The organism is Nosocomiicoccus sp. HMSC059G07 (assembly GCF_001815515.1).
Classification (GTDB): Bacteria; Bacillota; Bacilli; order Staphylococcales; family Salinicoccaceae; genus Nosocomiicoccus; species Nosocomiicoccus ampullae_A.
The window spans coordinates 26,193-44,823 of the sequence record NZ_KV820782.1 but is presented as its reverse complement, the minus strand read 5'-3'; the positions used below and the strand labels follow the sequence as shown (position 1 = coordinate 44,823).

Genomic DNA, 18,631 nt, shown 5'->3' with positions numbered 1-18,631 from the left:
TAATGGAGCGGGTGAGGAGAATCGAACTCCCGACATCAGATTGGAAGTCTGAGGTTTTACCACTAAACTACACCCGCGTTTTCGTTTCAACTCTTACTATTATACAGAGTTGAAAAACTAAGTCAATAGAAAAGTTAAAGTTTTTTATTTTATTTTATCTGCGCAACTAGTTGTTAAGTTGACGCTTAATTATTATACACAATCGTTTAACTTAATGCAAACAAAAATGTATATGCGGCTGAGAGGACTTGAACCTCCACGGGATAAACTCCCACTAGGCCCTCAACCTAGCGCGTCTGCCGATTCCGCCACAACCGCTTATTAAGATAACGATATCTATTATATTCTCTTTACATTTCTCTGTCAATACGATTATTTAGATTTCTCAATACTTTTTATTTTTATCAACATCCATACTAAATATCTTCTTTTAAATAATGTATGTTTTACTTCTATATAATGAGGGAATTATTATTCTGTCGAATTTGCAAGTCAAAATTTAATGTGCTATACTTTATTTAGAATTATTCTAATTTAATTTTGGAGGTTAATTATGTCAAAACACTATAACCCTGAAGAACAAAAGTTAACGACTCTATTCGGTAACCCTGTAGGTGACCGTGAGAACACAATGACTGTTGGCCCACGTGGTCCAATCGTTATGCAAGATCCTTATTTCTTAGATATGATGGCACACTTCGACCGCGAAGTAATTCCAGAGCGTCGTATGCACGCTAAAGGATCTGGTGCTTACGGTACATTCACAGTAACAAATGATATTACTAAATATACGAAAGCAAAGATTTTCTCAGAAGTTGGTAAGAAAACAGAAATGTTCGCTCGTTTCTCAACTGTAGCTGGTGAACGCGGTGCAGCTGACGCTGAACGTGATATTCGTGGATTTGCACTTAAGTTCTACACTGAAGAAGGTAACTGGGACTTAGTTGGTAACAACACACCTGTATTCTTCTTCCGTGATCCTAAGTTATTCCCAAGCTTAAACCACGTTGTTAAACGTGATCCACGTACAAACGTGAATAACCCGAATTCTCAGTGGGATTTCTGGACGTCATTACCTGAAGCGTTACACCAAGTAACAATTCTTATGACTGACCGTGGTATCCCGTCAGACTTCCGTCATATGCATGGATTCGGTTCACACACTTACGCGATGATTAACGAAGATAACGAACGTGTATGGGTGAAATTCCACTTTAGAACACAACAAGGTATTCGTAACTACACTGCTGAAGAAGCAGTAGATGTTGTCGGTAAAGACCGTGAATCTTCACAACGTGACCTATACAACGCGATTGAAGATGGAGACTTCCCTAAATGGAAAATGTTCATCCAAGTAATGACTGAAGAAGAAGCAAGAAATCATTACCACAACCCGTTCGATTTAACAAAAGTATGGTATAAAGGTGAATTCCCATTAATCGAAGTTGGTGAGTTTGAGTTAAATAAAAACCCTGAGAACTACTTCGCAGAAGTAGAACAAGCAGCGTTTGCACCAACTAACATCGTTCCTGGTCTTGGATTCTCACCAGACAAAATGTTACAAGGTCGTTTATTCTCATATGGAGATACTCAGCGTTACCGCTTAGGTGTAAACCACCACCAAATTCCAGTAAACTCACCAAAAGGTGCGACAAACGTATGTCCATTCAGCCGTGACGGTGCGATGAGAGTTGACGGCAACTTAGGTTCACATATCAACTATTATCCAAATAGTTACGGTGCACACAATTCACAAAAAGATGCAAAACAACCTGAATTAAACTTAGAGCTCGGTCAAGTATATGAGTACGACTTCCGTGAAGACGACGATAACTACTACGAGCAACCAGGTAAATTATTCCGTCTTCAATCTGAAGAAGGTAAACAAACGATCTTCAAAAACACTGCAATTGAAATGGCAGGCGTTGAAGAGCACATTAAAAAACGTCACATCTTCAACTGTTACCAAGCAGACGAAGAGTACGGTAAAGGTGTCGCAGAGGCACTCGGCATCGACATCAACGATGTTGACCTAGTAAATGGAGATCACCCATTCGAAGGTAAACCAGTACAAGTAAAAAAAGACTAATATAAATAACTAAAGAGTGAAGCAAATGCTTCACTCTTTTTTAATTACTTTTTCATCGTTAATGATATTCTATTTTTCTTTTCGTCTACTGATAAAACAGATACTTCAACAATATCTCCACTACTTACAACGTCGAGCGGATGTTTTACATATCGATTAGCTAGTTGTGAAATATGGACAAGTCCATCTTGGCCGACTCCGATGTCAACGAATGCTCCGAAGTCTGTAACATTTCTTACTGTTCCAGATAGCTTCATACCTTCTTTTAAATCCGAAAGTTCTAACACGTCACTTTTTAAAATCGGTGTATCGTACTTATCTCGGATGTCTCTTAAAGGCGCAATTAAACTATCGATAATATCGTTTAATGTCGGAAGTCCGATATCATTTTCTTCACTATATTTACGTTTATCGAGTGTATTTAACTTTTCCTTAATACTCTCTTCACCGAGCTCATCTATCGATGCACCAACTGATTTTAGTAATGCATATGTGTTTTTATATTGCTCCGGGTGAATTGGCGTTTGGTCGAGTGGTTCTTCTCCACCGACAATTCTTAAAAATCCGACAGCTTGCTCAAATGTTTTCGGTCCTAGTCTTTTTACTTTTTTAAGGTCTGATCGTTTTGTAATCCCTTCAGTCTCTCTATACTCTACAATGTTTTTTGAAATTGTTTTATTTAATCCTGAAACGTGTTCTAGTAATTTGTAAGACGCAGTGTTTACATCTACACCAACTTGGTTTACTGCTGTTTCAACGACAAAATCTAATGACTCATTTAAGAATTTTTGGTTAATATCGTGTTGATACTGTCCGATTCCTAATGATTTCGGGTCAATTTTTACGAGTTCAGCAAGTGGATCTTGAATACGACGGGCAATCGATACCGCACTTCTCTCTTCTACTTCAAAATCTGGGAATTCTTCACGTGCTACGTCCGACGCTGAATACACAGAAGCACCCGCTTCATTTACGATAATAAACGGCACTTCTATTTTATATTTCTTTAAAAAGTTTGCAACGAATTCTTCAGTCTCTCTCGATGCTGTTCCGTTACCAATCGCAATTAATGTGACTTTATTTTCTTCAATAATCTCTTTAAAAATCGCTTCGCTTTTATCCGTGTTTTTAGAGCTGTGAGGATAAATAACATTCTTCTCTAAGAACTTACCGTTTGAATCGATAACTGCGAGCTTACACCCTGTTCGAAACGCTGGGTCGACACCTAAAATCGTATGATTTTTAAGTGGTGGTTGTAGAAGTAAACTCTTTAGGTTTTCTTCGAAAATATTTACCGCATGCGTTTCCCCTTTTTTCGTTAACTCATTACGTATTTCACGTTCTAAACTTGGTAAAATTAAACGTTTTAAACTATCGTCGATCGTTTCTTCTATCAATTGCTTTGTTTTACTTTTTTCTTTTAATTCTTGACGGTATAAATAACTCGTAATTTTATCGTCATCATGTTGGAAACCGATGCGTAACACATCTTCTTTCTCTCCACGATTCATTGCAAGTATACGGTGCGATGGTATTGTTTTTACGCGTTCACTATAGTCATAATACATTTCAAAAATTTGCGTTTTGTCATCGTGTTCCTTTTTCTCAGTCGATGTAATTTCTGAGTGATTTTGAATGACGCTTAATATGTACATACGGTGTTGTGGGTTATCCGAAATTATTTCTGCAATTATATCTTTTGCACCTGCAACTGCGTCTTCTATAGTTTTGATTTCTTCGTTAATATATTGTTCTGCCTCTTTATAAATATCTTTAGCGTCAACATCTTGTTTATAAATCATTTCAGCGAGCGGCTCTAATCCTTTACGCTTTGCTTCTGTTGCGCGTGTTTTCTTCTTCTGTCTAAACGGACGATATAAATCTTCAACACGTGCTTGAGATGTTTGACGTAATATTTGATTTTTTAAATCTTCAGTAAGTAGCCCTTGTTCGTCGATTAAGCGAATGACATCTTCTTTTCTTTTTTCTAATTCTTCTAGATAGTTATACTCATCAGAAATTTGCTTAATTGAAACTTCATCAAGTCCGCCCGTTTGCTCTTTTCTATAACGTGCGATAAAAGGCACCGTCGCATTTTCTTCTAACATATTGAGTACGTTTAATACATACTCTGATTTAATTTTTAATTTACTCGATAACTCTTTAACTAATGTTTCGTTCATAATGTCCTCCTAAACAATAAAACCTAATCATTATGATTAGGCTTAAATATCTATATCTGTATTTTTAACAGAATCTCTCAACTTTTTAAGTGCTGCACGTTGTAATCTTGATACATGCATTTGGCTTAAACCGATTTTTTCTCCAGTCTCTTTTTGACTTAAAGATTCTAAAAATGTATATCGTATAATCTGTTGTTCTCTTTCAGATAAAATCGGTAATAACTTTTCTATAAGTAAACGTTCCTCGGTTTGAGCATAATTATCATCTTCCTCACCCATTACGTCGAGTAACGTCACAGATGAACCTTCGTTATCTGCGTCAATCGAGTGATCCACACTTAACGCATTGTAGCTTTGTCCCATCTCCATCGCTTCGAGTACTTCTTCTTCTGTTGCACCGATATATTCTGCGATTTCTTTAACAGATGGTGATCGCTCTAGCTCATTCGTTAACTCATCTGTAGAACGTTTGATTTTTGGACCAAGCTCTTTAATACGCCTCGGGACATGAACACTCCACGTTTTATCTCTTAAATAACGTTTGATTTCACCGAGAACTGTCGGTACTAGAAATGCTTCAAATTTACGCTCAAAAGATAAATCGAATCGTTTAATTGCACCGAGCAATCCAATCATACCGACTTGTACAAGGTCTTCGTGATGTGATTGCCCTTTTGAATATCGATATGCGAGTGACTCGATGAGTTTTTCATAGTGATAAACTAAACGCGTTTGTGCTTCATCGCTTCCTGTTTCTTGATATTCAGTAATTAAGCGATTAATTTCATCACGTGAAAGTTCTTTTCTAGTTTGTGATTGCTCCATCTTTTTGCACCTGACCTTCACCAATGTACTTCACCATACTAATTGTCACACCTTGTGTACGTCTAACGTTCACATCATCCATTAGTGTCTCAATTAGGAAAAGCCCAAGTCCTCCTTCTCTTAAAAAGCTTACAGAATCAGACTCTTCGTACGGTCCAAGTTCTTTTTTTACCGTTTCATAGTCAAAACTTTTTCCAGAATCTTGAACGATAATTTCAACACGACCCTCTGATACCGCAAATCCGATAGTAATTTCATTATCGCTATCAGAATATGCATGCTTCACTGCGTTCGTTACCGCTTCGCTAACAGCAATCTTCGTATCTTCAATTTCTTCGTATGTCGCGCCAGCACTATTTAAAATACCAGATAACGTTAGGCGAACGAGCCCTACGTATTTTGGTTTTGCAGGTATTTTCATTTCTATATATTCATAATTTTTACTCATCTACATTCGCTCCCGATTGCGTGATTTGAATCAAGTCGCTTAGTCCTGTTATTTCAAATAGTTTCATAACACGATCGTTTGCACCTGAAATTCTTAACTCATTATTATACTGATTTAAATCTTTGAGTGTCCCAACAAAAAGACCAAGTCCTGTTGAATCCATATATGTAAGGTCACTTAAATCGACGTGTAAGTTATGAGTGCCTTCTGAGACGATCGGGTTAAATACTTTCTTTAATTCCGGCACTGTATAAATGTCGAGTTCTCCTCCAACTTTCACATAAAATACTTCTTGTGCCTCTTTGACTTCAATCTTAATATTCATAACAGTAATCCTACTCCATTTCAGACAAATATATAGTAATACAATACCCGTATTGATTTTTTAATAAACGTTAATGTAGCGTCTTAATTAAAATACACGTTAAATCATCTTTTCGAGTCTGATCTTGCATACGAGTGAGTTGCTGATATAGATTTCGGACGATATCTTGCGGATGTTCGTCGCGATTATCGCGAATCATATTTTTAACGTCTTCCATATCTATAAAAGTACCGTCGTGCTTTCTTAATTCTGAGACCCCATCAGTGTAAATGAAAATAATATCTTTATCATTAAGTGAAACTGTACTTTCTTTATAGGAAACGCCTTGCATCACACCGAGGACAAGATCTCTCGTATCGAGAGTTTCAAAAATGTCGTCTTCATATCGATATACTAATGCGGGCTCGTGACCAGCACTAGCGTATGTAAGTTCAAAGTTTTTATAATCATAAACGGCATAAAACATCGTAATAAACATATTTTTATTGATGTTTTTTTCTACTAAGTCATTAATTTTCTCTAACACACGGTGAGGGCTATACGTTAAATGTGAGAGTTCTAAAGAGAACTTTAACATCGCCATCGCAATAGATGCAGGGATACCTGAACCGATGACGTCTGCAACTGCGATACCTACTTTATCGTCATATTGTTTTAATATGTTAAAGTAGTCTCCGTTTACTTTTCCTGCAGCAACACTAATTGCACCGAGTTGTGAGTTATCGATAATTGGAATTTCTGACTTTAACATCGTACGCTGAACACTTGCAGCGACTTCTAATTCTTGGTCATGATGATTAATTTGATCGAGCATCGCTCGATAATCACGGTACGTAAATCCGAATGATATCATGACTTCCTCAAGAATTTCTAACGACTTTTTTATTTCTTCACCGTCGTTAATATGTAAATGATTGAGCATTTGAATATGTAAAGATACAATTTCTTCAGGAGAAGTGTCTATTTCAATAACATTTTGACTGAACGTTTGGCATCGTGCGATTGCTTCATCCACTGCATTCTCATAAATGAATAGTTGTAGTATCGTTTCGTATTCTTTTGCAAGTTTATCAATGTAGGTCAATCGTGCTCCTCCTATTCATTAATATGTATGTAATGCTTACTTCGATTTACGATGTTTCTTCTTTTGCTTTTTGTTTGAATCATCGTCTAGTCCAAGGCTGATCTGAATCGCCTTGTCCACTTCTTTCATTTTCTCATCATCTAAATATGTAAGTTTTTCTTGTAACCTAGTCTTATCTATCGTTCGAATTTGCTCTAGCAGTATTACCGAGTTAGTCTTAAACTTATACTTTTCAGCGTTCACTTCGACGTGTGTCGGTATTTTTGCTTTATCAATTTTTCCAGTAATCGCAGCGACGATTAACGTCGGTGAAAACTTGTTCCCCGTATCATTTTGAATAATAACAACAGGGCGTTTACCGCCCTGTTCAGAGCCTTGAACTGGAGAAAGATCAGCTAGGTATACTTCTCCACGTTTCATCTACTCACCATCTTTTTTGTTATTGTTTTTATTTTGTTCATTTTGAAGTTTTTGGGAGTAGATACGTTCTACCTCACATTCAAGATGAAAACCTTCTCTAGCGATTATTAAGTTAAGTTCAGACATCTCTAAATATCCGTCTTTCATAGACTGTTCTATTGATTTGTCTAACATATATGAACTCACAATAATCCTCTCCCTTTATTATCCATAACATTACTTATATTTTAACATAATAAGTAACATTCTCTGAATTATTTTAAGATTTCATTGGATACGTCTATTTCACCAGATTGTTTGTATACGCGTGGTAGTCGTCTCGTTAGTAAATTTGTCGATTCATACGGTATTGTGCCGACGTGTGCACTAAAGCGCTCAAGTGATTGTGGGCTATCGTAATGGTTATCAATAACGATGACTTCATCGCCAACTTTAGCATCTACTTCAATCATCGCAGCATCCATACAAATACGGCCGACAAATGGATAGTGTTTGTCGTTCACTTTTACAGTATATCCTGTATGTTTTCTTAATAAGCCGTCGCCGTATCCGATCGGTATCGTCGCGATTTTCGTATCGCTATCGACGATAAATGTCTCATCGTAACCGACAAAGTCGTTTTTCTTTAATTCGTGCGTATCGACAACTTGTGTAATAAGTCGTAACGCAGGGTTAAGTGGAACTTGTGATTTCTCTTTGACCATTAAACTTGGGTAATAGCCATATAGTGAAATTCCTATTCGAACTGCATTCGTAAAATCACCATCAAACAGTAACGAACCCGCTGAATTTAATACGTGTACAAATTGTGGGCGTTTTACTGATTCTACAATTGTTTTAAATTTGTCAATTTCCTTTTGTGCACCGTAAGACGTCGATGCAGCAAGTGCAAGATGAGAAAAAATACCTTCGTATACGAAGTGATCTGATGCTTCTATTTTTTCAATCATCTCTTTAATTTCTTCAACATCATCTGTACCGTAGCGATTCATATGGCTATTCACTTTAATATGAATCCATACGTTTTTGTCATATTCACCGGTATTATGTTTTAATGCCGCTTCAAGCCACTCTAAATTTGGAGCTGTGAGTGCGATGCGATGCTGGATTGCTTTATTTATATGTTCTGGATTGATGATTCCAAGAATGAGTATTTTAGATTTTATACCGTGCATTCTTAGTTCAATCGCTTCATCGAGTGTTCCAACCGCAAAAAAGTCTACCCCATTTTCTTCTAAAAATTGACTTACTCTTACGGCGCCATGTCCGTATGCATTAGATTTCACAACAGCAATAAATGTCTTATCTTCGTGTAGTCGCTGAACTTCTAAATAGTTACGGTATATTCGGTCTAAATCGACTTCAACGTATGCATCTCGATAAAATCTATCTTCCATAATTATACTCTCCTTAATTATCACTCATTATAATGACAGTCGCTGTCGCGTATTGTTTAGAGTGGGATATTGAAATCAGTGAATTTGTATTTACTATATACGGTTTTCCGTCATCGTCGTTTAAAATCTCAATATGTTTAAAGTTTAAAGCGCCAATTCCTGTTCCAAGTGCCTTTGCGTATGCTTCTTTCCCTGCAAAGCGCCCGGCTAAATACTCAAGCTTTCTCTCGGTATTTTTAATTGACATATACTTTGCGAGTTCTTCATCACTTAAAATACGACGTGCCAAACGGTCGTCTTTATTAACTGATTGAACACGTTCAATTTCGATAATATCTGTGCCGAGACCATTAATCATGTACTTCATCCTCTTTAAGAATTGCTATTTCTCTTTTTCGGTTATCTTTTACGATACTTCGAATCATCGTACGAATTTCATCGGCACGCTCCTTTTCTAATTCAGGGATATACGTGCCACCACCCGCTGTCGATATACTAATTCCTTTTAAGCCGAATTTACTCATGATTGGACCTTCTGTCACGTCTACATTTTGGATTCTAAAAAGTGGAATTACCGTGTGCTTACGGTTAAATATACCATCGTTAACGATGAGTACTTCATCTGTAAATTTAAATTCAAAATACTTATAAAATAAACTTGGGTGAACCCACATTCTATAAATCAGTTCATATAAAAGAAAAAGTCCTGCAACTCCTCCGACAATCATCGCTGGAATGTGTAGAAAGTCAAAGAAATATGCTAGAACACCACAAATTATAATAACGACGAGTGCGATTGAAAGTCCGAATACAGCTTGAATTCTCCAGTAGTTAATCGCTTTTCTAGATACTTTCTCCATTCTGAACTCCCTTTCTTACATAGTCGAATATTTCATTTGCTTCTTTATACTCTAAATGTTTTACGTCAACCGTTGTAGGTATAAGACCAGACGCTGTTTTCACTTCAATAGTTCCGAGGTTTGCACGCTCTGTAAATATCGTTTGGCGAATCGCGCAGTCGATAATTTTACTGCGTTTAAAAATATAGTGACTGCGTTTAAACGAAGATGTCGTTAACATATTTAAATCTCCATTTTCAATACGAACACCGCTATTTTTAGCTGAATATATGCCGCTGATAACAGTTAAAACTATTATAAATACACCGACTAGAAGTGCGATATATAATGCAATCATTTGATCATAGTAATAAAGAATACCACTCGTGATTGAAATGACCATAAAAGGGACCAAGAGCGACACTTGGAAATATCTCCTATATGCCCTAATTGGAACACTCGGTTCAGGTCGTTCGATATTATACTCACTAAAATGTTCATTTAAAAACTTATAACTCTCTCTTTGTCTAATAACAGGTGTCAGCACAACGTCTCCAACGTCTTCATCAGAAAAGTCATTGCTCGTAATTCCGACATATAACGCATGAATTTTAAACAGACGCTCAAATAATCCGTCTTCTCTTACAGAAATATTTTGAATGCGTTTCTTATTAATCGTAATTGTTTTTCTTTCGAGTAAACCGTACTGAATAATAAAGTCATCGTTATGCTTTTTAATTTGGTAACCGTAATATCTGACAAATATGATGATGCCACCGATAATTATTCCAATAAATAAAATGACAATTCCTATCGCAATCAGAATCGGAACAAATAACGTACTTGCGTGTCCTTGGAGAGATTCAATCGCATTTACAATAATCGTATCAAATCCGAAGTACCCGAGTCCCCCAGCGACAGCTGTTAAAAACATTCCTAGTCCTCCACTCGTTGCGATAAGTAATAGCATTTCTTTTGGCGAAATTTCGTAGACGACTTCTGCTTCATTTAATTTAAAATCAGCGCTCTTATTTGTTTCATATGATTCATTTTCAGCTTCTTCATGTACTTGAGAAGAGTGTTCGTCTTCTTTTTTCTGATACACATACGTTCGAATCGACTCTGCCATATCGTATTTCACACCAGATAGGGAAATACTTTCAGCTGGACTTTTAATGTTTACAACTGCAACGTTAAATAGTCGGGCGAGTATTGGTTGAGTAATATCGATACTTTGAATACGATCGATACTTAACTCACGTTCATTCTTAACGAACAGCCCAGATTTATAAATGATCTTGTCTGCTTCAAACCAGTAACGCACTGTCCACTTTTCAATGATACCGGTACTAATTAAAAATATACTGATGATTATTAAGATGATTCCAAAAGCGTTATCTGTTAGTGCACCTTCTTGTAATTTACTCGTTCCGAGGTTGTATATAGTAAGTACGAATACGTACCAATATCTTTTAAATACATCGATTATAGTTAAAAGATAAGATACAGGATGTAATTTATGAACGTTAGACATCACTATCCACCTCTTTTAAACGCGTGATAATCGTATCTTTTAGTTGCTCGGCCCGAACCGTTTCAATTTCTGGTAAACGAACGGTATATGCAGCGTTTGTTAATTTTATTTTCGCGAGATTAAATCGTCTTGCAATAAATCCTTTTTCTAATTCAACGATTTGTACACGTTCAATCGGATACAATGCCGTTTCTATAAAGAAAAAACCTTTTTTAACGATTAAATAATCGTCATATACACCGATTTTTGTAATTCTCGTATATAAAATCGGACGTAATAAAACACGAAATACGATATAGAGTAAAATTAATACGGCATAGATAATCACTGATAATTTAAAATAAAAATCTAATATATAAGACACGAAGATATATATCGTCGGAAGTAAAAAGATAACTAATCCATCGAGCACTGCTCTAAGTTGCATATACGGACGTAGATTTTTATCGACAGATTCCATGCGCACACTCCTTTTTTAATCTATTATACATGAGTTATTTTTTATTATAAATTAAAAAAAGCGCCAGACGGCGCTCTAAACTACTTCATAAATTGTTTAAATGTCTTCTTATGATTCGATCTGTCACGGTTGTCGCGTTTTTGAGGTTTACGACGGTTGTTTCTATCACCTTTTTTACCGCGATTATAGTCTCGACGTTTTCCACCAGACTGTTTTGCTGTTGCACGTCTTGGTAGAGGCTTTTCAAATGATAATTGAATCGCATCGTCTTCTTTTTCGTTGACATATTCGCTCACAAAAGCAGTAATAATATCTAAAGGATCGAACGTTTCGACTAATTTTCTCGATAATTCGTATACTTCTTCGTCGATTTCTTTTCCTTCGTATTTTCTTACTTTATCGATCATGACTTCTGCTTGCGCCGCTTTTACTTCTTCTTTAAATGGTGGACGTAGCGGACGAATCGGTTTACCTTTCGTCTCCTCAATTAGACGTAAGTAACCCATTTCGATTGGGTTAACAAATGTTAACGCGACACCACTTTCACCAGCACGTCCTGTACGGCCGATACGGTGCGTGTAACTTTCAGCGTCTTGAGGAATATCAAAGTTATACACGTGTGTAACACCTGTAATGTCGAGCCCACGTGCAGCAACGTCTGTTGCAACTAAAATTTGTAGTGCGTCATTTTTAAACTTCTTTAATACTTCGAGTCGTTTTGACTGAGTAATATCTCCGTGAAGGCCTTCTGCTAAATATCCTTTAGCAATTAATGCACTCGTCAGTTCGTCTACACGACGTTTCGTACGACCGAATACGATCGCAAGTTTCGGGCGATGAACGTCTAAAAAATCGACGAATACGTCTAGTTTTTCTAACTCTTTCACAATCGTATAATACTCTTCAATTTGTGGATCTGATTGATTTTGGTTCATCGTTTTTACGATTTTCGGTTCATCCATGAAACGTGTGACGAGTTCTTGAATTGCTTTTGGCATCGTTGCACTGAATAGTAACGTTTGACGATTCCCCTCAGGCAGACGGTCCATTATAAACTTAACATCGTCGATAAAGCCCATGTTCATCATTTCATCCGCTTCGTCTAATACGAATTTAGTGATGTGTTTTAGTTTTAACGTACGACGTTTAATATGGTCGATGACTCGTCCTGGAGTCCCGACGATAATTTCAGGGTGTCTTTTTAACTCTGAAATTTGGCGTTCGATTGATACGCCTCCGAAAATAACAGATACTTTTAACTTTTTATATTTAGAAAAATGTTTAAGTTGCTCGCTCACTTGCATCGCAAGTTCTCTTGTCGGCGCTAAAATTAACGCTTGCGTTCCTTGTCCACGCTGGATTGTTTCAACGAGTGGAATACCAAACGCTCCTGTTTTTCCTGTACCTGTTTGTGCTTGTCCTAATATGTCTCTTCCTTCTAATGCGAAAGGAATACTCTCCTCTTGAATCGGAGTTGGAGTTTCAAACCCCATTTCTTCAAGTGCAAGTATTGTTTCATCACTTACACCTAGTGCTTCAAAAAATTTCAAATGTATAGTCTCCTTTGACTCTTAACTATTATCTCATAATGCATAACTACTTAATGCTATCATTTTCACGATCATTGTACAACAACTATTCACTGATCAGTCTTTCGAGTTTCATACCACGAGATGCTTTTAATAGTATGACCGTATTTTCATCTTTTAACGAATTTAAACTATTCTTTAACTGTTCTATCGACTCGAAATGTTGTGTATTTTCTTTTTGAATCGTATCATGAATCGTTTTCGCATGTTCACCATAAGTGAAGATATGTGTAAAGTTGTTATCCTCATTTATATATGCTCCAACCGATTCATGAAGTTGAGCGCTGTATCTACCGAGCTCTAATATATCTCCTAAAACGAGCACTTTGTTTTTATAATCTAAATGACGTACTGTATCAATTGCACTTTTCATCGATGAAGGGCTTGCGTTATACGCATCATTAATAATTAAAGCGCCAGTCTCATCGATATGTTGCTCCATACGCATATTTGTGATCGTTAACTGTTCTAAACTTTTCTTTACATCCGATTCACTAATATTAAAATGCTTGCTAAGAGCGATCGCAAAGCTCGCGTTAACGGCGTTATGCTTACCAAGTGACGGAATTGAATAGTCAAATCCATTTAGTGTAAAACTCACACCGTTTTTATCTTCTTTAACGTTTGTCACAACGAGGTCATTTTTATCAGTTAAACCGACTGTAACCTGTTCATAAGGTGTATCTTTTTTAACAAGATTTTCGAGTTCGACATAGTCATTGGAATAGATAAATAACCCGTCCTCTTTTAAATCATCGACAATTTCATACTTCCCTTTTGCGATGTTTTCTTTAGACCCTAACTTTTCTATGTGAGATTCTCCAACGTTCGTTAAAATCGCAATGTCAGGACGAGCAATGGATGATAGATAATGGATGTCACCAAGATTATCCATTCCCATTTCTAATATCAAAATATCCGTATCGTCTTTCGTATTAAAAATCGTCAGTGGCATTCCAATTTCATTGTTGTAGTTTCCGATTGTTTTTTGAACGTTAAAATGAGGTGCTAATACACATTCGACCATATCTTTTGTCGTCGTCTTACCGTTAGACCCAGTAATCGCAATGACTTTTGTATTTAACGTATTTAAATATCCTCTTGCGATGTCACCAAGTGCTTTTTGAACATCCTTTACTATAATTAGCGGTGCATCAACATCTTCTTTTTCTGATAAAGAAACACATGCCCCTGATTCAATCGCATTCAATATAAAATCATGTCCATCGACATTTTCACCGACAAACGGTGCAAACAAATTATTTGTATCAATCGTTCTCGTATCGATTGAAACTCCGTGAATCTTTGTATTTTCAATTTCTTTTGCTTGATCGTTTAGCTTGCCTCCGCATAGTTCGGAGATTTTTTTAATTGTTAATGATATCATGATATTCATTCCTATAATTTTAATAAAATACTGTTATAATTATTAGATGGACATAAGTCCTACATATTAGATTACCACAGATTTAGGTGAAGCTATTGAATCAAAAAAAGTATTCCCGTCAAAATTTAAATATATTAGCTCGTATTGATTGGACACTTATTTTTATACTTATTATGCTCGCAGCGATCAGCATACTCATTATTAGCAGTGCGATGACGAGCGAACAGTATTCAACAAATTTCGCTCAACGACAACTATTATTTTACTTATTTGGATTTTTAATTGCATTTATTTTAATGCTCATTCCGTTCCATTTTTATAAAGATTATATATGGGGTATATATGCTTTTGGTATTTTGAGTTTAGTGTTTCTACACTTTTCTCCATTTGAAAGTATTACTCCAATTATTAACGGTGCAAAAAGTTGGTATCAGTTCGGTTTTTTTAGTGTTCAGCCTTCTGAATTTATGAAAATCATATATATTATGGCACTTGCATACGTCATCAGCCAACATAACAAATATAAGATTGAAGACGACTTATCATTAGACGTTAAATTACTCGGTAAAATGGCAGTTGTTTCCGCATTACCAATGTTGTTAGTACTATTACAAAACGACTTAGGAACGACACTCGTCATGGTTGCGATATTCTTTGGAATGGTCCTCATATCTGGGATTAGTTGGTGGCTTATTTTACCCGTCGTATTTGTCGTTACGACAGTCGGTGTGTCACTGATACTCGGTATTTTATATCGACCAGATTTAATCGATAAACTCGGAGTACACGCGTATCAGTTCGATAGAATTTACTCTTGGCTACAACCAGAAAAATACATTTCTAACAGTGGTTTCCAGCTGATGAACTCACTCATTTCAATCGGATCAGGTGGAATTACTGGTCGTGGGTATAAGGACGGTATAATTTATATTCCTGAAAATCACACGGACTTTATATTTACAATTGTCGGTGAAGAGTTCGGTTTTATTGGAACGACTTTTGTCGTCATCGTATTACTCTCATTATTATTAAGACTATTTAGAATTTCACTGTTAACACACGACAGTTTCGGTGGATATTTTATAATCGGATTTTTATCGTTACTGTTTTTCCATATATTCCAAAATATTGGAATGACGATTCAACTTGTACCAATTACTGGATTACCGTTACCATTTTTAAGTTACGGTGGTAGTGGTTTATGGGCAAACATGGTCGGAATTGGTATTGTACTTAGTATTTATTTTTATGAAGTATCTGGTAAAAAAGAAGCTCGATTTAACAAATAAAAACGCAAGCAGCTCAGTGAGCTGTTTGCGTTTTTAAATATTATTCTCGTTTAATCTTAACTGTTCTACTTTCGAAATACGATTCATAATTTCTAGTCTTGAAGGGGCAACAGATACTTTGATGCCAAGTTCTTTCAATACTCGAACCGCATCTTTTAGTTTGGATGTGTCATTTTGTTTCATAATGATCTCCCTTCCTATCGAGTTAATTATAATTATACAGACACTGTGGTAATATTACTATAGTTATTCAAAAAACTTTTTACATATTTGTCACGAATACATTAAAAAATTATGAGAGGATTTTTAAAATTGTATTATTTCAGTACATTAATGAATATATCTCAATCCGTTGCTGATTTTTTCTCATCACTTTCGTATGCAACGATTTTTACATTTATCATCTTACTCATTAACTTCGTACTCGCAATTGGTATGATCTTTTGGGAGCGTAAAAGTGCTCAAAGTGTTTGGGCATGGCTATTTGTCCTCTTCTTCATACCAATTATCGGATTTATTTTATATGTCTTATTCGGTCGTACGATATACAATAAAGAAATTTTTAAAATATCCGAAGAAGATAAAATTGGTCTTGAATCACTCGTTACAGAGCAACTCGAAGATATTAAGATGGACAAGCTAACACTTCCGTCAGAAGAAGCTAAAAAACATCGTAAACTGATCCATATGTTATTAAACAATAATCAGTCATTCATAACGTCTAATAACAAAGTAGAGACATTTTATGAAACGACAGAGTTTTTTGATCAGATGATACATGATATAGAAAATGCAAAAGACCATATTCACTTTCAATTTTATATTTTTAGATTAGATTCACTTGGCCAAAGAATTTACGACGCCCTACTTAAAAAGCAAAAAGAAGGGGTTGACGTTAAAATTTTATATGACGACATGGGCTCACGTACTTTAAAACTTAGAAACTTTAAAGAGTTACGTGATTACGGCGGAAAAGTTGAAGCATTCTTCCCAAGTCGTCTCTCTCTTATAAACCCTCGTATGAATAACCGTAATCACCGTAAAAACATTGTTATAGACGGTAAAATTGCATATACGGGAGGTACAAATGTCGGAGAAGAATATATCGGTTTGAGTAAAAAATTTGGCTACTGGAGAGACACGCATATTCGAGTTCAAGGAAACGCTGTAAAATCTCTACAACTACGTTTTATGCTTGACTGGAACTCTCACGCAACGCGTGACAATTTAAAACACCATCCACGTTACTTCCCAGAAATTCCAGTCGTTGGTGATACGACGATGCAAATCGCAGCAAGTGGTCCAGATGAAGAATGGGAGCAAATTAAATACGGTTACTTAAAAATGATCTACTCAGCTAAAAAGTCTATATACATTCAGTCACCGTACTTTATACCTGACCAATCGATGAGAGAAGCGATTAAAATCGCACTCCTGTCAGGCGTCGAAGTTAACATTATGATCCCACCATTTCCTGACCATCCATTCGTATACTGGGGGACGTATCATAACGTTGGAGAGCTTGCGATGATAGGAGCAAACGTCTACATTTATGAGCGTGGTTTCCTACATCAAAAAGTAATGATAATCGATGACGAAGTCGTATCGATTGGATCATGTAATATGGATAACAGAAGTTACGCACTAAACTTCGAAGTCAACGCGTTTATATTCGATGAAAAAGAAGCGATAAAAAATAGACTTCAATTTGAAAAAGATGCGCTACATTCACGCATACTTTCACCGGAAGTCTATCAATCTAGAAGTAAGTGGATTAAATTTAAAGAAGCAATCGCAAATTTAATTGCACCGATACTATAAAAAAAGCTCCGTTTAGCTATAGCTAAACGGAGTTTTGTTATTTCTTCTTTTTGTTTTTATTCGGTAATACTTTTGCACCTTGTGATTTTCTTTCTTTTTCAGCTTGTTCTTTTTCGTGTGCTGCTAAAATCGGCGCCATTTCTTCATCGACCTTTTTACGGTAATATAAGTTACCGATAATCGTTTGAAGGATTAAGAACGCACCACCGACTGCCCAGTATAATGGTAAGGCAGATGGTGAAATCACCGAAATCCACAGAATCATCAGTGGCGAAATAAACATAAATAATCGCATTTGCTTTTGTTGTTCTTCTGGTAAGAACATCATAGATACGTATGCTTGAACCGCGTATACGAGTACCGCGATCGCAATCATAATAATACTGCGCTCTGTTAAGTCCATCCATAAGAATTCTGGATATTTAGTAATACCACCTTCTGATGGATATTTTAAAGCGAAGAATAACGCCATAACGATTGGCATTTGAATTAAGATTGGTAGACATCCAACATTTAATGGGTTAATATCGTGTTTCTTATATAACGCCATCATCTCTTGTTGAACAGCCATTTTTTCTTCTTGCGTCGTCGCAACTTTCATACGGCGCTGAATATCTTCCATTTCTGGTTTAACAATCTTCATCTTCTCACGCATCAACATTTGATTTTTATATGTTTTCATCATGAATGGGAAGATGATTAAGCGCACGATTAACGTTAATACGATAATCGCAAGACCATAGTTATGGTTTAAGTGATCTCCAAGCCAATGAAGTAAGTTGTCCATTGGTTGAACAAATGTATTAAAGAAAAAACCATCTCTGTTTTCAGGCTTCGAGTAGTCACACCCTGCTAAAAACAAGACGAGGCCCATCGTTAACGGTAACAGCCATTTTTTAGCCATAATTTCACCTCTAATTTTATATACAAGAGTGATTGTA

Annotated in this window: 19 protein-coding genes and 2 tRNA genes; 3 read left to right on the top strand and 18 right to left on the bottom strand. The window is 36.1% G+C overall.

Going from position 1 to position 18,631, the window contains the following annotated elements; genetic code table 11:
• Positions 1–3: 3 nt before the first annotated feature.
• Positions 4–77 (bottom strand) — tRNA-Gly (locus tag HMPREF3029_RS00750).
• A gap of 156 nt (positions 78–233) precedes the next feature.
• Positions 234–318, bottom strand: a tRNA-Leu gene (locus HMPREF3029_RS00745).
• Positions 319–553: 235 nt separating this feature from the next.
• Here HMPREF3029_RS00745 and HMPREF3029_RS00740 point away from each other — a divergent pair.
• The gene (locus tag HMPREF3029_RS00740; protein ID WP_068128505.1) at positions 554–2,089 is read left to right on the top strand and encodes a catalase; all 1,536 of its coding nucleotides are present in this window, start codon (positions 554–556) and stop codon (positions 2,087–2,089) included.
• A gap of 44 nt (positions 2,090–2,133) precedes the next feature.
• Here the strand turns inward: HMPREF3029_RS00740 and HMPREF3029_RS00735 are convergent, their stop codons facing one another.
• The 14 genes from HMPREF3029_RS00735 to murF all read right to left on the bottom strand — a co-directional run bounded on the left by HMPREF3029_RS00735 (position 2,134) and on the right by murF (position 14,580).
• Entirely contained in the window at positions 2,134–4,272 is a 2,139-nt protein-coding gene (locus tag HMPREF3029_RS00735; protein ID WP_070709228.1) for a Tex family protein, read from the bottom strand.
• A 42-nt stretch (positions 4,273–4,314) separates the two neighbouring features.
• A complete protein-coding gene (gene sigB, locus HMPREF3029_RS00730; protein WP_040928273.1) occupies positions 4,315–5,097 on the bottom strand; it encodes an RNA polymerase sigma factor SigB in 783 nt (260 codons plus the stop codon).
• Entirely contained in the window at positions 5,078–5,545 is a 468-nt protein-coding gene (gene rsbW / locus HMPREF3029_RS00725) for an anti-sigma B factor RsbW (protein WP_070622273.1), read from the bottom strand. Before rsbW ends, sigB begins: the two co-directional genes overlap by 20 nt.
• On the bottom strand, positions 5,538–5,870 hold the full coding sequence (locus HMPREF3029_RS00720) for an STAS domain-containing protein (protein ID WP_068128511.1): 333 nt from the start codon (positions 5,868–5,870) through the stop codon (positions 5,538–5,540). Before HMPREF3029_RS00720 ends, rsbW begins: the two co-directional genes overlap by 8 nt.
• A gap of 70 nt (positions 5,871–5,940) precedes the next feature.
• Positions 5,941–6,954, bottom strand: coding sequence for a SpoIIE family protein phosphatase (locus HMPREF3029_RS00715; protein ID WP_083314932.1), 1,014 nt, complete (start codon positions 6,952–6,954; stop codon positions 5,941–5,943).
• Positions 6,955–6,990: 36 nt separating this feature from the next.
• On the bottom strand, positions 6,991–7,374 hold the full coding sequence (locus tag HMPREF3029_RS00710) for a type II toxin-antitoxin system PemK/MazF family toxin (RefSeq protein ID WP_068128513.1): 384 nt from the start codon (positions 7,372–7,374) through the stop codon (positions 6,991–6,993).
• Entirely contained in the window at positions 7,375–7,560 is a 186-nt protein-coding gene (locus HMPREF3029_RS09600) for a hypothetical protein (RefSeq protein ID WP_068128515.1), read from the bottom strand. It lies immediately after the preceding gene.
• Positions 7,561–7,628: 68 nt separating this feature from the next.
• A complete protein-coding gene (gene alr / locus HMPREF3029_RS00700; RefSeq protein WP_070709226.1) occupies positions 7,629–8,771 on the bottom strand; it encodes an alanine racemase in 1,143 nt (380 codons plus the stop codon).
• 13 nt (positions 8,772–8,784) lie between these two features.
• Complete coding sequence (acpS, locus tag HMPREF3029_RS00695; protein WP_336619819.1) at positions 8,785–9,138, bottom strand: holo-ACP synthase; 354 nt, start codon at positions 9,136–9,138, stop codon at positions 8,785–8,787.
• Positions 9,122–9,631: a PH domain-containing protein gene (locus tag HMPREF3029_RS00690; protein WP_070709222.1), complete on the bottom strand. Its 510-nt coding sequence runs from the start codon at positions 9,629–9,631 to the stop codon at positions 9,122–9,124. The genes acpS and HMPREF3029_RS00690 overlap by 17 nt, the downstream gene beginning before the upstream one ends.
• Positions 9,615–11,144: a PH domain-containing protein gene (locus tag HMPREF3029_RS00685; RefSeq protein ID WP_070709221.1), complete on the bottom strand. Its 1,530-nt coding sequence runs from the start codon at positions 11,142–11,144 to the stop codon at positions 9,615–9,617. The genes HMPREF3029_RS00690 and HMPREF3029_RS00685 overlap by 17 nt, the downstream gene beginning before the upstream one ends.
• A complete protein-coding gene (locus HMPREF3029_RS00680; protein ID WP_070709219.1) occupies positions 11,137–11,604 on the bottom strand; it encodes a PH domain-containing protein in 468 nt (155 codons plus the stop codon). Before HMPREF3029_RS00680 ends, HMPREF3029_RS00685 begins: the two co-directional genes overlap by 8 nt.
• 80 nt (positions 11,605–11,684) lie before the next feature.
• A complete protein-coding gene (locus tag HMPREF3029_RS00675) occupies positions 11,685–13,154 on the bottom strand; it encodes a DEAD/DEAH box helicase (protein WP_068128526.1) in 1,470 nt (489 codons plus the stop codon).
• Positions 13,155–13,239: 85 nt separating this feature from the next.
• Positions 13,240–14,580 carry a UDP-N-acetylmuramoyl-tripeptide--D-alanyl-D-alanine ligase gene (murF, locus tag HMPREF3029_RS00670; protein ID WP_070709217.1) on the bottom strand — a complete coding sequence of 447 codons (1,341 nt, stop codon included), beginning with the start codon at positions 14,578–14,580 and terminating at the stop codon, positions 13,240–13,242.
• Positions 14,581–14,666: 86 nt separating this feature from the next.
• On the opposite strand from murF, the gene HMPREF3029_RS00665 reads away from it, so the two are divergent.
• Positions 14,667–15,869 carry an FtsW/RodA/SpoVE family cell cycle protein gene (locus HMPREF3029_RS00665; RefSeq protein WP_070709215.1) on the top strand — a complete coding sequence of 401 codons (1,203 nt, stop codon included), beginning with the start codon at positions 14,667–14,669 and terminating at the stop codon, positions 15,867–15,869.
• Positions 15,870–15,902: 33 nt separating this feature from the next.
• Here the strand turns inward: HMPREF3029_RS00665 and HMPREF3029_RS09320 are convergent, their stop codons facing one another.
• Entirely contained in the window at positions 15,903–16,052 is a 150-nt protein-coding gene (locus HMPREF3029_RS09320) for an Lmo0850 family protein (RefSeq protein WP_168161304.1), read from the bottom strand.
• A 150-nt stretch (positions 16,053–16,202) separates the two neighbouring features.
• Between HMPREF3029_RS09320 and cls the strand changes: the two genes are divergently transcribed.
• The gene (cls, locus tag HMPREF3029_RS00660; protein ID WP_068128532.1) at positions 16,203–17,690 is read left to right on the top strand and encodes a cardiolipin synthase; all 1,488 of its coding nucleotides are present in this window, start codon (positions 16,203–16,205) and stop codon (positions 17,688–17,690) included.
• Between the two features lie 37 nt (positions 17,691–17,727).
• On the opposite strand, the gene yidC is transcribed toward cls, so the two are convergent.
• Positions 17,728–18,594 (bottom strand): membrane protein insertase YidC, encoded by an 867-nt coding sequence (yidC, locus tag HMPREF3029_RS00655; RefSeq protein WP_068128534.1) that lies wholly within the window; start codon positions 18,592–18,594, stop codon positions 17,728–17,730.
• Positions 18,595–18,631 lie beyond the last annotated feature (37 nt).

What these genes read in the sequence shown, in the direction of transcription:
- rsbW (WP_070622273.1), bottom strand. Translation starts at nt 5,545, where the DNA reads ATGAGTAAAAATTATGAATATATAGAAATGAAAATACCTGCAAAACCA.
- HMPREF3029_RS00685 (WP_070709221.1), bottom strand. Translation starts at nt 11,144, where the DNA reads ATGTCTAACGTTCATAAATTACATCCTGTATCTTATCTTTTAACTATA.
- sigB (WP_040928273.1), bottom strand. Translation starts at nt 5,097, where the DNA reads ATGGAGCAATCACAAACTAGAAAAGAACTTTCACGTGATGAAATTAAT.
- HMPREF3029_RS09320 (WP_168161304.1), bottom strand. Translation starts at nt 16,052, where the DNA reads ATGAAACAAAATGACACATCCAAACTAAAAGATGCGGTTCGAGTATTG.
- acpS (WP_336619819.1), bottom strand. Translation starts at nt 9,138, where the DNA reads ATGAAGTACATGATTAATGGTCTCGGCACAGATATTATCGAAATTGAA.
- yidC (WP_068128534.1), bottom strand. Translation starts at nt 18,594, where the DNA reads ATGGCTAAAAAATGGCTGTTACCGTTAACGATGGGCCTCGTCTTGTTT.
- HMPREF3029_RS00690 (WP_070709222.1), bottom strand. Translation starts at nt 9,631, where the DNA reads ATGGAGAAAGTATCTAGAAAAGCGATTAACTACTGGAGAATTCAAGCT.
- HMPREF3029_RS00720 (WP_068128511.1), bottom strand. Translation starts at nt 5,870, where the DNA reads ATGAATATTAAGATTGAAGTCAAAGAGGCACAAGAAGTATTTTATGTG.
- HMPREF3029_RS00735 (WP_070709228.1), bottom strand. Translation starts at nt 4,272, where the DNA reads ATGAACGAAACATTAGTTAAAGAGTTATCGAGTAAATTAAAAATTAAA.
- HMPREF3029_RS00740 (WP_068128505.1), top strand. Translation starts at nt 554, where the DNA reads ATGTCAAAACACTATAACCCTGAAGAACAAAAGTTAACGACTCTATTC.
- murF (WP_070709217.1), bottom strand. Translation starts at nt 14,580, where the DNA reads ATGATATCATTAACAATTAAAAAAATCTCCGAACTATGCGGAGGCAAG.
- cls (WP_068128532.1), top strand. Translation starts at nt 16,203, where the DNA reads ATGAATATATCTCAATCCGTTGCTGATTTTTTCTCATCACTTTCGTAT.
- HMPREF3029_RS00710 (WP_068128513.1), bottom strand. Translation starts at nt 7,374, where the DNA reads ATGAAACGTGGAGAAGTATACCTAGCTGATCTTTCTCCAGTTCAAGGC.
- alr (WP_070709226.1), bottom strand. Translation starts at nt 8,771, where the DNA reads ATGGAAGATAGATTTTATCGAGATGCATACGTTGAAGTCGATTTAGAC.
- HMPREF3029_RS00680 (WP_070709219.1), bottom strand. Translation starts at nt 11,604, where the DNA reads ATGGAATCTGTCGATAAAAATCTACGTCCGTATATGCAACTTAGAGCA.